Annotated in this window: 9 protein-coding genes and 6 pseudogenes; 9 read left to right on the top strand and 6 right to left on the bottom strand. The window is 67.2% G+C overall.

Annotation, left to right across the window (positions count from 1 at the left end; translation table 11 throughout):
• The 5 genes and pseudogenes from CKY47_RS36675 to CKY47_RS36655 all read left to right on the top strand — a co-directional run.
• Nucleotides 1–116 (top strand): annotated as a pseudogene (locus CKY47_RS36675) (IS5/IS1182 family transposase); the annotation flags it as partial.
• 133 nt (nucleotides 117–249) lie between these two features.
• Nucleotides 250–986, top strand: a pseudogene (locus CKY47_RS36670) (transposase family protein).
• 167 nt (nucleotides 987–1,153) lie between these two features.
• A complete protein-coding gene (locus tag CKY47_RS36665) occupies nucleotides 1,154–2,803 on the top strand; it encodes an IS4 family transposase (protein WP_306750985.1) in 1,650 nt (549 codons plus the stop codon).
• Nucleotides 2,804–2,970: 167 nt separating this feature from the next.
• Entirely contained in the window at nucleotides 2,971–4,260 is a 1,290-nt protein-coding gene (locus CKY47_RS36660; protein ID WP_371320803.1) for an IS256 family transposase, read from the top strand.
• 155 nt (nucleotides 4,261–4,415) lie between these two features.
• Nucleotides 4,416–5,323 (top strand): annotated as a pseudogene (locus tag CKY47_RS36655) (IS5 family transposase).
• 357 nt (nucleotides 5,324–5,680) lie between these two features.
• On the opposite strand, the pseudogene CKY47_RS36650 reads toward CKY47_RS36655, so the two are convergent.
• Nucleotides 5,681–5,835 (bottom strand): annotated as a pseudogene (locus CKY47_RS36650) (IS5/IS1182 family transposase); the annotation flags it as partial.
• A gap of 365 nt (nucleotides 5,836–6,200) precedes the next feature.
• On the opposite strand from CKY47_RS36650, the gene CKY47_RS36645 reads away from it, so the two are divergent.
• On the top strand, nucleotides 6,201–6,701 hold the full coding sequence (locus CKY47_RS36645; RefSeq protein ID WP_306750984.1) for a hypothetical protein: 501 nt from the start codon (nucleotides 6,201–6,203) through the stop codon (nucleotides 6,699–6,701).
• A 169-nt stretch (nucleotides 6,702–6,870) separates the two neighbouring features.
• Nucleotides 6,871–7,002: pseudogene (locus CKY47_RS36640) on the top strand (IS256 family transposase); the annotation flags it as partial.
• 574 nt (nucleotides 7,003–7,576) lie between these two features.
• On the opposite strand, the gene CKY47_RS36635 reads toward CKY47_RS36640, so the two are convergent.
• From CKY47_RS36635 to CKY47_RS36625, 3 genes are all read right to left on the bottom strand, one after another.
• Nucleotides 7,577–8,437: a macro domain-containing protein gene (locus CKY47_RS36635; protein WP_306750983.1), complete on the bottom strand. Its 861-nt coding sequence runs from the start codon at nucleotides 8,435–8,437 to the stop codon at nucleotides 7,577–7,579.
• A gap of 8 nt (nucleotides 8,438–8,445) precedes the next feature.
• On the bottom strand, nucleotides 8,446–10,932 hold the full coding sequence (locus CKY47_RS36630) for a toll/interleukin-1 receptor domain-containing protein (protein WP_306750982.1): 2,487 nt from the start codon (nucleotides 10,930–10,932) through the stop codon (nucleotides 8,446–8,448).
• A gap of 182 nt (nucleotides 10,933–11,114) precedes the next feature.
• A complete protein-coding gene (locus CKY47_RS36625; RefSeq protein ID WP_306750981.1) occupies nucleotides 11,115–12,392 on the bottom strand; it encodes an Imm1 family immunity protein in 1,278 nt (425 codons plus the stop codon).
• Nucleotides 12,393–12,572: 180 nt separating this feature from the next.
• On the opposite strand from CKY47_RS36625, the gene CKY47_RS36620 reads away from it, so the two are divergent.
• Nucleotides 12,573–13,334 carry a transposase family protein gene (locus tag CKY47_RS36620; protein WP_306750980.1) on the top strand — a complete coding sequence of 254 codons (762 nt, stop codon included), beginning with the start codon at nucleotides 12,573–12,575 and terminating at the stop codon, nucleotides 13,332–13,334.
• Here the strand turns inward: CKY47_RS36620 and CKY47_RS36615 are convergent.
• Nucleotides 13,316–13,579 (bottom strand): DddA-like double-stranded DNA deaminase toxin, encoded by a 264-nt coding sequence (locus CKY47_RS36615; RefSeq protein WP_306750979.1) that lies wholly within the window; start codon nucleotides 13,577–13,579, stop codon nucleotides 13,316–13,318. The genes CKY47_RS36620 and CKY47_RS36615 overlap by 19 nt on opposite strands.
• A 228-nt stretch (nucleotides 13,580–13,807) precedes the next feature.
• Between CKY47_RS36615 and CKY47_RS36610 the strand changes: the two genes are divergently transcribed.
• Entirely contained in the window at nucleotides 13,808–14,152 is a 345-nt protein-coding gene (locus CKY47_RS36610; RefSeq protein ID WP_306750978.1) for a hypothetical protein, read from the top strand.
• A 50-nt stretch (nucleotides 14,153–14,202) separates the two neighbouring features.
• Here the strand turns inward: CKY47_RS36610 and CKY47_RS36605 are convergent.
• Nucleotides 14,203–14,382 (bottom strand): annotated as a pseudogene (locus CKY47_RS36605) (IS3 family transposase); the annotation flags it as partial.

Raw genomic sequence — 14,382 nt, 5'->3', positions numbered from 1 at the left:
TGCTCAAGGGATGGAAGATCCTGGTCAAGCTGCGCTGCTGCCCACGCCGAGCCACCGCGATCATCGCGGCCATCCTCGTCCTACACCATGTCGAAACCCGCCGTCGACCACGATGAAAAAGGCTCACTCCGCAAAAATGCGGCAAGATCGGTAATGGGCTCTTCCGGCCTGGTGGGTGGGCTGCGGTCGTCGTGGAGATGTGGCGAAACTCCTTGTAGAGGACTTCCCGACCAAGAACAAGGCCATCGCCTGGAGCTTCGTGTCCTTGTCCATCCATCCGCGATCGACCTGTCCGCTTCACACCTGCAGTCGCTCGCCCGGAGCCGACCGCGCACCGACGGCGGATCGGCAGCAGATGGCGCAGGCTCGACCCCTGCCGTCAAGCCCTGCTCGTGTTTACGCACCTGCGCTGCGGCGACACCTGCACCCGTCCCGCAGCCGGATCCGACATCGGCCCGGCCATCGTCTGCCGCTGCCTCCACAAGGCGGTCCGGGTCCTTGCCGGCCTCGCACCAGATTTCACCGGGACGACGCGGATCGCCGCGCGCAAGGACCACGTCACCCGCGACGGCATCCTGCCGCTCATCGACCGCATCGCCGCAGACCGCCCGTACTACTCCGGAAAGCACAAGCGCCACGGCATGAACGTCCAAGTCCCGACCGATCCCGCCGGGCGACTGCCGTGGACCTCGCCCGCGCTGCCCGGCTCGGCCCACGACCACACCGCGGCCCGTACCCACGGCATCATCGAAGCCCTTATCTCACACGACATCCCATGCCGGGCGGATAAGGCCTATCGCGGAGCGGGCGACCCGATCCGCGTGCCTCACCGCGGCAAATGGCACACCCTCTCGCCCGACCAGCAGGCGGTCAACCGCTCCACGCCCGCATCCGCGTCTTGGGCGAATGAACCGTTTCCCCCTCAGGACCGAGCGACTACTGTGCCGACCCGCTGCTCCACCATCCGCATCACCGACCTGACCTGAGCCGTCGGGACTTGCCCCAAGGCCGCGTAGTTAGTCGGTGGGTGAGGCTGTCAAGGAGTAGATCAGGCGTGTCGTAGCGGTGGAGCAACGGACCTCGGGTAGAAGCGGGGATCTTCCAAGATCGTCCTACTGGTGAGGTCCTGTTGCGTGATCGGTACGCCGTCCCTGTGCCCGGACCGGTCGGCGATGCCCAGGGCGTGTTCGGACCCGGTCACCTGGGTGAGCTGACCCGTCACCTGCCCGTCGATCTCGTCGACGCCGTCGTGGAGGAGACCCGGACCGTTCAGCGGCGGGTGCGGTGCCTGCCCTCCCGGGTCGGGGTGTACTTCGTGCTGGCGCTGACGTTGTTCCCGTCGCTGGGATATCTGCGGGTCTGGGACAAGTTGACCGCGGGGCTGAGGCCAAGCCCGCACCCGCGTCCCAGCGAGAAGGCGTTGCGCGACCTGCGTCGCCGGCTCGGGCCGGCGCCGCTGAAGGCGGTGTTCGAGGTCGTGGCGGGTCCGTTGGCGCAGCCCAGGACACCGGGTGTGTGTTACCGGCGCTGGCGGACCGTCGCCTTCGACGGATGCAGCTCGGTCAAGGTCCCCGATCACGAACGCAACCGTGCCTGGCTGGGCAGGATCGCGACAGCGGTGGGCTGGGCGGGCTACCCGATGCTACGGCTGATGACATTGTGCGAGACCGGCACCCGTGGCCTGCTCGGCGCGGTCTTCGGACCGATCGGCGAGTACGAAACCACCTACGCGCAACGATTACTGCCACTGCTGACGCCACGCATGCTGATACTTGCCGATCGGGGGTTCGACAGCAACGCCTTCCTCCAACAGATCGCAGACACCCGGGCCCAGTTTCTGATCCGTCTGAACCACCGTCGCCGCCCCGGCGTGCTCGCCGTCCTGCCGGACGGCTCCTACCTGACCCGACTGGGTAACCTGCGGGTCCGAGTGGTCGATGCCCGGGTCACGGTGACCACCAGCGGCGGCGACCGGTGGAGCGAGCATTACCGGCTGGCCACACCACTGCTCGACCACCGCCGGGACCCGGCCTCGGCACTGGTGCGTCTCTACCACGAACGATGGGAAGTCGAGTCCGCCTTCTACGCCCTGCGCCACACTTTGCTCGACGGACTGGTCCTGCGCTCCCAGGACCCGAGCGGGCTCGCGCAGGAACTGTGGGCCCAGTTGACCGTCTACCAGTTGCTGCGCATGGCCATGGTCGAGGCCGCGGAGTCGCGTCCGGGCACCGATCCGGACCGCACCGGCTTCACCATCGCCTTGGAAACCGCCCGCGACCAGGTCATCCTCGCCACCGGCCGAGACGACACCACCAGCATCACGGTGGGGTCGATCGGCCGGGCGGTCCTGGCCGGGCTGCTGCCCTCGCGTCGAACGCGGATCAGCCGCCGCAGGGTCAAAGCACCGATCTCCCGCTACCACTCCCGGCCCGCCGATCCCCGCCCCACACGCAGTCGGCGCATCACGCACCTGGACATCGACATCCACCAGGCCACCGCCACACCACCGCCTCCCGTCGTCGACACACCGCACGACGTTCGACGCGTAAGCCTGGGCCCAGGCGTCCCAGGCTCCGGACACCGCAACCTCACGCTGCAGTTGATGGCCGCCGATCCCGGTCGCGCCTGGCGTCCCCGCGAACTGGCCAAAGCCTTGGGAATCCACAACACCAAAAGCTTCGGCACCCAGATGCTCACATGGCTGGCCGAAGGATTCCTTCGCAAAATCCGTCGCGGCATCTACGTCCTCGCCGACTCCTGGACGCCACGAACGGAAGGCTTGACGGCTCCAACCATCCCTTAACTACGCGGCCTTGGGTGAAGTCCCGTCCTCACACTGCGCCTCACCGCCGAATGAGGCTGGAAGGCCTCGCTGTCAAGGACGACTGGGACCGGATCCTGGGGGTTAGCGGGACTGTAAAACGAGCGGTGTAACTCCCGATCATGGAAGTGCACCTGATGACCGAGATGATGTCCGGCGTGGAGCACGCCGATGACACGACGCCCGAGATCCGCCCGGCGGCCCTGGAGGGCCTGGACGAGCGGTTGATCGACCAGTTGGTGGGGCAGGCCCGCGCCGGTGGACTCAAGCTCACCGGTGAGGGCGGGATGCTCCAACAGCTGACCAAGCGGCTGCTGGAGTCCGCCCTGGAGGGCGAGATCACCGACCACCTGGGCTACGACAAGCACGACCCGGCGGGACGGGGAACGGGCAACTCGCGCAACGGCACCCGCTCCAAGACCGTGCTCACCGATGTCGGTCCGGTGGAGATCGACGTGCCCCGTGATCGGGAGTCGAGCTTCGAGCCACGGATCGTGGCCAAGCGGCAGAAGCGGCTCACCGGTGTCGACGAGATGGTCATCTCGTTGTCGGCCAAGGGATTGACCACCGGCGAGATCTCCGCTCACCTGGCCGAGGTCTACGGCGCCGAGGTGTCCCGCCAGACGATCTCCACGATCACCGACAAGGTCGTGGAGGGCATGACGGAGTGGCAGAACCGGCCGCTGGACGTCGTCTACCCGGTGGTCTTCATCGACGCGATCCACGTCAAGGTCCGTGATGGCCAGGTGGCCAACCGGCCGATCCACGTGGCGATGGCGGTGACCTGTGAGGGGCAGCGCGACATTCTCGGGCTCTGGGCCGGGGACGGCGGCGAGGGTGCGAAGTACTGGCTGCACGTGCTCACCGAGCTGCGCAACCGCGGCGTGGCCGACGTGCTGATGGTGGTCTGCGACGGGCTGACCGGGTTGCCCGACGCCGTCACCACGGTCTGGCCGCGCACGATCGTGCAGACCTGCATCGTCCATTTGCTGCGCAACAGCTTCCGCTATGCGGGCAGGCAGCACTGGGACGCCATCGCCAAGGCGCTCAAGCCTGTCTACACCGCCCCGACCGAGGCCGCCGCGAAGGAACGGTTCGCCGAGTTCGCCGACGCCTGGGGAGCCCGCTACCCGGCGATCGTGCGGCTCTGGGACAACGCCTGGGCCGAGTTCGTGCCGTTCCTCGCCTTCGACGTCGAGATCCGGCGGGTGATCTGCTCGACCAACGCCATCGAGAGTGTCAACGCCCGCATCCGCCGTGCGGTCAAGGCCCGGGGTCATTTCCCCAACGAGCAGGCCGCGCTCAAGTGTGTCTACCTGGCGATCATGAGCCTGGATCCGACCGGGACCGGACGCAAACGCTGGATGATGCGCTGGAAGCCGGCGCTGAACGCCTTCGAGATCGCCTTCGACGGCCGCCTGGCCGTCGGACGCAAGTAGCCCTCTTCAACCCGAGTTACACCGCTCGTTTGACAGACCCGGGTTAGCGCGTGTTTCAAAGGTGAGGTGAGCGGCGGCGTGTCGGTGGCCGGAACGTGGCGAGGTCTCCGGTAAGTGGTTTAGCGACCAAGCAAAACCGTAGTACCGGAGACCTCGTGGCCAGCGTAGCGGCAGCGGGGCGGGCCGACTTGACCGACGCGCAGTGGGCGGTGCTGCAACCGTTGCTGCCCGTCGGTGCCAAGCCGGGCCGTCCGCCGAAGTGGAGCAAGCGGCAGTTGATCGACGGCATCCGGTGGCGGGTGCGCGTCGGTGCCCCGTGGCGTGACGTCCCGCCCGACTACGGCCCCTGGCAGACCGTGTACGGGTTGTTCCGCCGTTGGCAGCGGGCCGGGGTCTGGCGGCAGGTCCTGACCGCGTTGCAGGCCGGCGCCGATGCGGCCGGGTCGATCGTGTGGGACGTGTCGGTGGATTCCACGGTCACGCGGGCGCACCAGCATGCCGCCGGTGCGCGTAAAAGGGGGATCTGCAGGTCGAACCGCCCGACACGCCGGCCGGTGGCATGGAACCGGACGACCACGGGTTGGGGCGGTCGCGGGGCGGGTGGACCAGCAAGCTGCACCTGGCCTGCGAACAACGCCGGCGGCCGTTGTCGCTGCTGGTCACCGCCGGTCAGCGGGGTGACAGCCCGCAGTTCGTCCCGGTGATCGAGCGGATCTCGGTGCCGCGCGTCGGCCCCGGCCGGGCACGGACCCGACCGGACCGGGTCCTGGCGGACAAGGCCTACAGCTCCAAGGCCAACCGCGCCTACCTGCGGCACCGCGGGATCAAGGCGACCATCGCCCAACCCCGCGACCAGGCCGCCCACCGCAAGGCCAAAGGCTCCGCGGGTGGACGGCCACCGACGATCGACAGGGAGATCTACAAACAGGGCCACGCCGTCGAGTGCGGCATCAACCTGCTCAAACAGCACCGGGCTGTCGCCACCCGCTACGACAAGCTCGCCGTCCGCTATCAGGCCACCATCGAAGTCGCCGCCATCAACATCTGGCTACGCCACATCTGAAACACGCGCTAGACAGCCGGTCGATCATCGGCTGGGTTCTCCCCGCGCGAGCGGGGGTGGTCCCACCGGCGACACAGTGAGCATCTCACTGTCACGCCCGGGACAGGACGTGGTGGGGTTGGCCTGCTGCACGAGGTCGTGACGCTGCTCGGCCAGGGCGAGTGCCCGGCACAGGTGCCCGAGGCTTTGTTTGTGCCGCCCCAGGTTGGCGTGGGCGAGGCCGAGCAGCTGGCGGGCGGTGATGCCAGCGCCGGGATGGGGCAGGTGGTCCGCGATGTCGACAGCGGCCTGCCACACGGCCAGTTCGTCGTGGTGATGCCCGCGCCGCCGGAAGAAGGTGTTCACCGCCCAGGCCGTGTGCCACATGCGTCGTGGCGGCCGAGGGGCGGCGGCGGTGTCGTGGGTGCTGCCGGGCAGTTGGCCGGACACCCGCAGGATCGTGCCGTCCGGCGAGGCGACCGACTTGGGAATTCACCTCCGTGCATGCGGTGTTTGCCCGAGCGGAAGGGCTGGAGTATCAACCTGCCGCGATTCTGCTGTCCGACCGCATCCTCATTCGCCTGGGTGACCCGATCCGTGCCGAGTAAGTACGGACGCCCGAAGTACCGCCCTGCGCGCGGCCTGTGTCGTTCGCCCCTGGGTACGTCACCCATCTCAATTCAGTACGCCGGACAGTCCAGTTATTCCCCGTGATCACGCCACAGGTTCCGAGCACACTCGAACGGAGGCTGGTGGTTACCTCGGTGGCGGCCGACCATTGACATGGTCGAATTCGTGCCGAATCGAGATTCCACTCTTCCTTCCACTTCCGAAATCCACGGAGGAACGTTTGTCATCGCATCGCCTGACCGCCAGGCGCTCACTGGTCACGAGGGCCGTGACGGCCGTCCTAGTCGCGGTTACCTCGGTCGTCGCCGTTACGCCGGTCGCCACTGCCGAGGTCTCGACGCAGGCTTCGCTCAATGCGGCGTTCTACCGACTCTACAACCCGAGCACCGGCGACAACTACAACACCACCAACCGGAACGACGCCCTCAGCCCTCCGGCCGGTTACACCTACAGCAGCCTGGACGCGTTCGTGTCCACCTCGCCGCAGGCCGGGTTGATCCCCTTCTACCGGATCTACAGCCCGCAGCGGAAGGACCGGTACCACACCGCGAGCTGGGATGAGGTCGTAGCCGCGACCACAACCCAGGGTTACATCTATGAGGGTGTCAGCGCATACGTCTACCCGCCCAATTCTGGATCGGGAATCCCGTTCCATCGGTTGCGCCACCCCGGTAATGGCGACCATGTGCTGATGACCAATCCAGCCGAGGTGAATTCGGCGATCAGCAGCGGCTACGTCTACGAGGGTGTGGCGGCCGACGTCGGCTGATCCGTCCAGACTGCGTGCCCGGACCGATCTCGCCGCGTACGCGGCAGGGATGCCCGAGGCGGGCCACGGCCTTCAGTTCCACGGCCCGCCGACCCCCTCACCAGGCGGGAGCCGTATCGACCTGCACAATCCGGACACCTCGACCATTTGCCCTGACCGCGATGAAGTGCTGCACCTTGCCACCCGCAGCCTCGACCCCACCGGGATGGTCCGCACCAGGTGGACCATGCGCTGGAAGCCCGTACTGAACGCCTTCGCCATCACCTTTGGTGACCGTTGGTCGAACGCCGAAACCTACTGATCAACAACGTAGGACAGCGATCACGAGGCTCTGGCTCATAGGCAGTGGTGACGCCGAGCAACTGTCAGGAAGGAGGATGCGATGGCGGAGGAGACTTCCCCAAGGCCGTACAGTTAGGGCGTTGGGCGGAAAATCAAGAAGCAAATCAGGCGTGTCGTGGTGGTGGAGCAACGGGACCTCGAGCAAGCAGGGGTGTGTTAAGATCGTTCTGTTGGTGAGGTCCTGTTGCGCGACCAATGTGCCGGCCCTGTACCTCACGTGCCCACGGAGCAGTCTTTGGCTACGCACCGGATTCAAGGCGACAATTTCGCTCTCACGAACGCGAAGGTAGACCAACATGTCGGACGAGCGTCGCCCTTGTGTTCCGACAAGCATCACCACAGCCGCGCCGGGTGACCTGGACGAACGTGGAAATTCCGGTTCGAAGTGGTGTTCCCGACGCTTTGCGAAGCCCAGCCGCTCGTATCAGACGACCGCCGCCGCACCGTCCTCGACGCGAAGACCGGGAATGGTCTCCTGGTCCATGGAGACATGGTTGCGGACCTCCCAGGGGCGAACAGTGCCTGTTGCGGCATTAGATGCTGGCGAGGAAGGATTCCAGGTCGAGCATGTCGACCTTGTCGGCGTCGTTGGGGTGGATGACGATCGTGAGCTGGCGCGTGACGACCCCGGTTCGGGAGCGGGCGATGAAGGACAAGGCGATCAGGCGGATGAGGCTCGCGCGGTCGAGCGCGTCGACTTTGGCCAGTTCGGAGCCGATGATGGCCATGGACACGGGTTCGAGCCGGGCGTGGACGTAGACGGTTTCCCACAGCGAGCTGAGGCTGTGCCAGATGTCGTCCACGGTGGCGCGGGCGACGAGGTCGTTGCCCATGGCGGCGTAGGCGAGGCAGAAGGCCCGGTGCGTTCCGGCGTCAAGGACGGCCACGGTGCCGATCGGGTAGCGGTCCGACTTGCCCTCCGACTTGCCGGGGTCGTGCCGCGGGGTGGTGCGTGCCAGGGAGGTGTCGAGAGCCCGGTCCAGGGCGGCGGTGTCGGGGTGGTGACGGCGCTGGTACTGGGCCTGGATACTGCCCGGGTGGATGATGCTCGTGCCGCTGGTCGCCGTGTCGAAGGTGTCGGTGTAGCCGATGACCAAGTGCGTGTCCTGATCGAACAGGTCGCCGACGGTGATGGTGAGCGTCGTGTCGGGGTGGCCGAAGTGACGTGACAGCGTGCGCTTGGGCCAGGCCCGCGCCACGCCGACAGCGAGCGGCAGCAGGCCCAGCAGGACGATCATGGCGACGGGGTGGTAGGCGGCCTGTGGGGTGAGGACGTCGTAGACTTGCGTGCCGCCGCCGAGCACGCCGAAGGTCGCCAACGAATCCCTGGCCGCGATGGTGAGCCCCCGCTTGGTCGCCAACGCCGATCGCAAGCCCTGCCGCAGTCCGCGCACGTGCTCCCTCAACGCTTCCGCTTCTTGATGCGTTTGCCGGACTTGTTCGGTGGACCGCCCCCGCGAATGCTGTTCAGGCCGCTCTCGAACTGCTTGACCAGCGGATTGTTCTTGCCGAGGCTGTTGCTGAGGCGGATCAGCACGCGGAGCAGCATGTGCGCCGCCCGCTGCGGGTTCCCGGCCCTCGCCGTCCACATCGCCAGCGTCAGGTTGGTGGCGAGTGTGACCTTGTCGTACGGCCCCAGTTGGGCCGCTAACTGGTCGACCACCTCGGCATAGAGGTCACGAGCCGCCGTCGCGTCACCCGATTCACCCAGGACGTTGGCATAGAAACCTTGCAGCAGGACGATTTTCAAATCTGATTCGCCGAAGGCTGCGACCGCATCGATGATCACTTCTTCGTACGCGGCGAGCGCCTCCTCGAACCGGCTGGACTGCGCCAGGGCGTCCGCCAAGAGCCTGCGCGTCTCTAGCGTGGCCTTGTCGTCGGGGCCAAGCACACGCAGATGCACAGGCAACAGGTCTTCCAGCATTCGAAGCGCACGATCGTGATCCCCCAAGTCCAAGTACGCGGAGGCGAGGTCTTGCCGGGTGGCCAGGGTGTCCGGGTGCTCAGCGCCCAGAACGCCGCTCTGCACTTCGAGCAGTTCTCCCAACAACGCCTGGGCGCGCGGTGTGTCGTAGATGTCCGTCCAGTACGCCACGCCGTGACGGGCGCGGAGCACGCGTTCATCCTCGCGGCCCAGAACCGGTGTCATCTCGTCGACCAGTGCTTCGAGCTGCGCGATGGCGGCGCGGATGTCGCCTACGTCCCCATGCAGGAATGCCTGGTTGTAGCGCAGGTCGAACGTCGGTGGATCGGTGGGCACTTGATCGGCCACCGCGAGGATGTGGCTGCGGATGGCGTTCCACGCGTTCGTGGCCTCCTTGTTCAGAGGAGGTTTCGGCATCGCGGCGGCCAGAAGTCCTCGGGCCCGAACGGCATGGTCCACGGTCTCGCCGAGGCGGTGGCGGGTGACGGCTTGAACGAGGCGGTGGACGGTGATCGTGTCTTCGGCACCTCGGGTGACGAGACTGTGGGAGAGGAGGTTGCCGATGGCTCTGATGAAGGTGAGTTCGTCGTCCACCAGGGGTCGGAGCACGGAGAGGGGGATGGAGTCGGGGGCGAAGTAGGCGATCGTGTCGAGGATTCGGCGGGCCGGTGGGGTCAACTGTCCGATGGCCAGGAGCCACGTGGTCGCGACAGTGTGGGGGTAGTCGACGGGTTGGCCGTCGGAGAGCAGGTCGGCGCTGCGCTCGCGATAGAAGCGCAGGTATGCGGCGAGGCTGGTGCCGTTGGTGACAGTGAAGGAAGCCGCTTGGGCGAGAGCGAGCGGTAGGCCGTCGAGTTCGGCGGCGAGTTCTGCGGCGGCGGTGGTGTCGTCGTCCTCGGAGATCTCGGTGAGCAGCGTGATCGCGGCGTCGGGGTCGAGTGGTTCGACGGGATGGACGATGTTCGGGTTGGGCCAGTATTTGGCCTGGCTGGTCACCAGGACGTGGCCGACTCCCCGGGCCGGGAACAGGCCGCGCAGCGCCGCCGCGTCCGGAACGTTGTCCAGTACCAGCAGCCATGGCTGTCTCTGCTCCGCCAGCCAGGCGTTGGCGCGCTGCACGGCGTCGCGCACGAGCTTGGCTTCCTGGGCGGAGTGGACCAGTTCCAGCAGTCCGCGGTACTCGCCGTCGATCGCCGTGGGGTCCTCGGCGCGGATCCACCAGACCACGGCGTAGTCGTCGAGGTGCCGCTGGGCGTAGGCCCGCGCGAGGCTGGTCTTCCCGATCCCACCCATGCCGGTGAGGACTTGGACCACCGGTGCGCGGCTGGTGCGGGCGGCGGTGAAGGCGGTGCGCAGGTCGGCCAGGTCCTGCTCTCGGCCGATGATCTCGGCCATGCCCGTCACCTGCGGCGACACGACGCCGTCGAGCACCGGGTTGGAGGACGGCTCCTCGGGTTCGGTCTCGGGTTCCCAGGTGTCGAACTCGGGCTCCTCGCCCAGTGGGATGTCGCGCAGTTCGGGCTTGCGCAGCAGGAACCGGAGCAGTTTCTCCGCGCCCGTCTTGGTGAAGGACTCCACGAGGTAGACCGTCGTGGTGGAGGGGGCGAGAAAGTCCGGGACCCCGGCGACGGTCTGCCCCGGCACCACCACCGGAACGAACTTCTGGAGGTCGTCTTGGGCGGCGTGGAAGGCGTCGCGGATCAGGCGGGCCTCCCACTGCACGCCCCTGCCCTCGTGCGGCCCGGTCCGGCCCTGTGCCCGTAATCGGTACTGCTCGGAGGCCACGCACAGCACCACGTCGGCCTGCTCGATCTGCCGGGACATCCACAGGGCCCAGTCCTGCCGCTCACCGGCGGCCACCTGGTCGAGGACCGCGTCGATCCCGTTGCGGCGCAGGAACGCCCACAGGCGCCGCACCACCGCGCGGTGCTCCTCGCTCTCCTGCGCGTAGGAGATGAACACGCGACGTGTCACCGACCACCTCGAATCCGATCACCGACGTCGATACCATCGCACAGCCGCGCCGAAGTGTTGCGCCCACCGGACCACCGGAGCCCGAACATGAGTGAACCTCAAGCCTGTGAGGGTCCGACGTGGTCGAGCGCCGCTCGACCGTCTCCGCGACCTCGCCGATCGCCCGGCGATCACCGCACCGTACCCAGCGTCGGCGAGGGCGTACTGCCAGTCGGCGCGACGCAGAGGTGGTCTCGGGCGGCCGCGAAAGAGCCGGCCTGCGGAAGCCGTCGGCGAGGCCGAGTCGCAGCGAAGAGCGGAGGCGTCGCCCCCACAGGCCCATCCTGCTCGACCCACTCGACCGCGCCCATCCCCTCTCCCACTGCGAAGACCAGGTAGGGCTGCTTCGGGTCGTCCTGGCCATGGCGCAGGAACCAGACCCGACCGGTTTTCTCGGATGCGGCGGTGTCGAGCAACCGGTTCATCAGGTCCGCGAAGTCGTAATGTGCGGCGTGGCTGAGGAATACCGTGTCGCCGATCGACTGCGGGACGGGTGGCGCGGGTTCATCTGTGGTCTCCCATGCCACGCGCGTGGGTCGTTGCCCGGTGGCGGTGAACTCCTCGACGATGTCGAGCGCGGTGTCCCACGGCAGTTCCGTCCCGGCGGGTAGGACGCGGTAGCCGTTGTGCGTTGCAAACAGCCTCGGCTCGTCCCCGGTGCCGTCGGTCGGGAGGAGGGTCCCGGAGCCCGGCTCCATCCACGCGACCGCCGCCTGGTGGGCTCGCAGTCCCACCATCAGGTGAGGCGCGGTCGGATCGTCGCCGTGGTGCAGGCGCCAAGCCCGGCCTGCCTCGACACCGTGACTTGCCGCGACCAGCAGTCGGACCACCTGTCGGGCCTCGTGCCCGGCGACGTCCACGGCGCTCGCCGCGCGGATGGCGGCGAACTCCGCGGGTAGCTCGACGCCGGCCAGGAACGACTGCAGTTGCGGGTCGCGTTCCTGCTGCCGCTGTGCGCCGTCCGGGGTGCGCAGGTCGGGCACTTCGGATTCGGGTATCCATTCGACGCATGCCGGCCGGGCGCCGGTGGTCACGAACTGCGCCGCTGCCTGCAGCACCACCTCGACCAGGATTTCCTCGCCCGGGTTGCAGCTCTGTTCCTGCCATCCTCGCCAGTACGATGTGCCGCCGTCGCGGTACACGGTCCCGGCCGGCACCTGCATGTCGTCACGATCGCCGTACCAGCGCAGGAAGCCCCGCTCGGGGCCGACTCCGAACACCATCGTCGGGTAGGTGTCGTCGTGCTCGCCGGTGAAGATCGCCCACTCCACGGGCCGGGGGCGGCCTTCGTCGTCACGCACTCGCAGGAAGTCGTCGAGGTCCGGCACTCGTCGAATGACGTCCAAGCCTGTCCAGTTGGTCGACCGGGCCTCGTCCAGGGTGACATGGGGGGTGCCGTCGGCGGTCATAGCTGCTCTCTCCGGATGCCGTAGGTCCTCGTGAACGGCTTGTTGTCTTGCATGGTGCCGTGGACGGTCAGTGAGCCCTTTCCAACCTGGCGGCATAGGTGGTGACCGTGGTGGAGACATGGCGAAGCTCCTGGTAGATGACTTCTCGACCAAGAGCAAGGCCATCGCCAGGAGCTTCGAGTGCTTGTCCACCCATCCGCGATCGACCTGTCCAGTTCACACCTCCGGTTCCTGGCGCGGGAACTGACCACGCACCGGCACCGGATCGGCAGCAGGTGGCACAAACTCGATCCCGGACGCCAAGCCCTGCTGGTGCTGGCGCACCTGCGCTGCGGCGATACCTACACCCGCTTGGCGGCGGGGTTCGGCGTCGGTCTGGCCACCGTCTGCCGCTACATCCACGAAGCGGTCGAACTCCTGGCCGCACTGGCACCGGACCTGGCCGACGCGGCGAAAGTCGCCTCACGCAAGGCCTACGTCATCCTCGACGGCACCCTGTCACGCATCGACCGCGTCGCCGCCGACCGGCCGTACTACTCCGGAAAACACAAGCGACACGGCATGAACGTCCAGGTCCTCGCCGATCCGGCCGGGAGACTGCTGTGGACCTCGCCCGCACTGCCCGGCTCGGCCCACGACCTGACCGCAGCCCGCACCCACGGCATCGTCGACGCCCTCGCCACAGCAGACATTCCATGCTGGGCGGACAAGGCCTACCGAGGCGCCGGCGGTGCGATCCGTGTCCCCTACCGCGGCAGATGGCACAAACTCTCGCCCGGCCAGCAGGCGGTCAACCGCTCCCACGCCCGCATCCGCGCACTGGGCGAACGTGCCGTGTCGATCCTCAAAGCCTGGCGACTACTGCGCAGACTCCGCTGCTCCACCACCCGCATCACCGACCTGACCCGAGCCGTTCTGGCTCTTCATCTTGCGGCCGGGTGAGGTTGGAAAAGGCGCAGTGACTTGCCGAGCCGGGTGAGGATCGGCGTCAGCATTTTGTCGCATGTGGTGCGGTAGTCGGTGTTCATTTCGACACCGCACGGGGTGTAGTTGATCGCGATCGTCGCATGGTCGACCTCGGGCATGTGTGACAGCAATTCGGCGGCTTTGACTTCGACGTGGAACTTCAAGTAGTCGGCTTGTGCGGTGGTGTAGCCCTGTGTCAGCAGCATGTTCTTCGTCGCCACCACTGCGGTGTGGTCGTTGGAGCCGCCCGAGACGAGTCCCTCGTTTCGCCGTTGAACGCGAGCACGCCGTATGTCTGCTTCTGGGTGTTCGGGACGACACGTGGTGGGAGGCTGGCGGCCAGACCGGACGCGGCCGCCGGGTACCGGTCGCCGTGCACGTTCTCGAACTCCTGCCCATGCCGGACCGGCGCGCGAGCGTCCCTGCGGTTCGACAGCGCCGAGATGTGCGTGCCGGTCGGCGTCGACTGCTCGACGGCCTGTCGCTGCGCTCCCGCCGAGGGCATGTCCGCCGTCAGGTTCCTGGGCGAGGTCGTGGGGGTGGACGAGGTTCCGGATGTGGATGTGCGCGTCGGGACCGGTGATGCGGGACTGCCCGATGAGCGGGTCGACTGCGACGTGGCCGTCTTCTTCGCTCTCACGGCCGCGAGCGTCGCGACGATCTGGCTCCTGGCCTTCGTCCAAGCGATCTTCGAATGGATCTTGCCGGTCAACTCGTCGAAGCCCGCACAGATTTCTTCGTTCCGCTTCGAAAGTTGCTCGACGTCGCTCTGGAGGGTTCCGGTCAGGCTGTAGTACAGCAGCGTGAAGGCGTCGGGACTTCACCCCGGATGTTGGACACGGGGTTATGCGGCGCGGGTCAGCGTAGCCGGTGTCGGGGTGAGGCTGTTCTCGTAGTCGATCGGAGACATCTGGCCGACGTGGGAGTGGCGGCGTCGGGTGTTGTAACGATGCGCCCAGCCGAACACCGCCAGCCGTGCCTCCCTTTCACTGCACCAACTCTGGGCGCCTTGTAGCGTCTCGCG

Origin of the sequence: Saccharothrix longispora, assembly GCF_030852425.1 — a bacterium.
GTDB classification, from domain to species: domain Bacteria; phylum Actinomycetota; class Actinomycetes; order Mycobacteriales; family Pseudonocardiaceae; genus Actinosynnema; species Actinosynnema longispora.
This window is presented reverse-complemented; position numbering and strand designations above follow the sequence as displayed.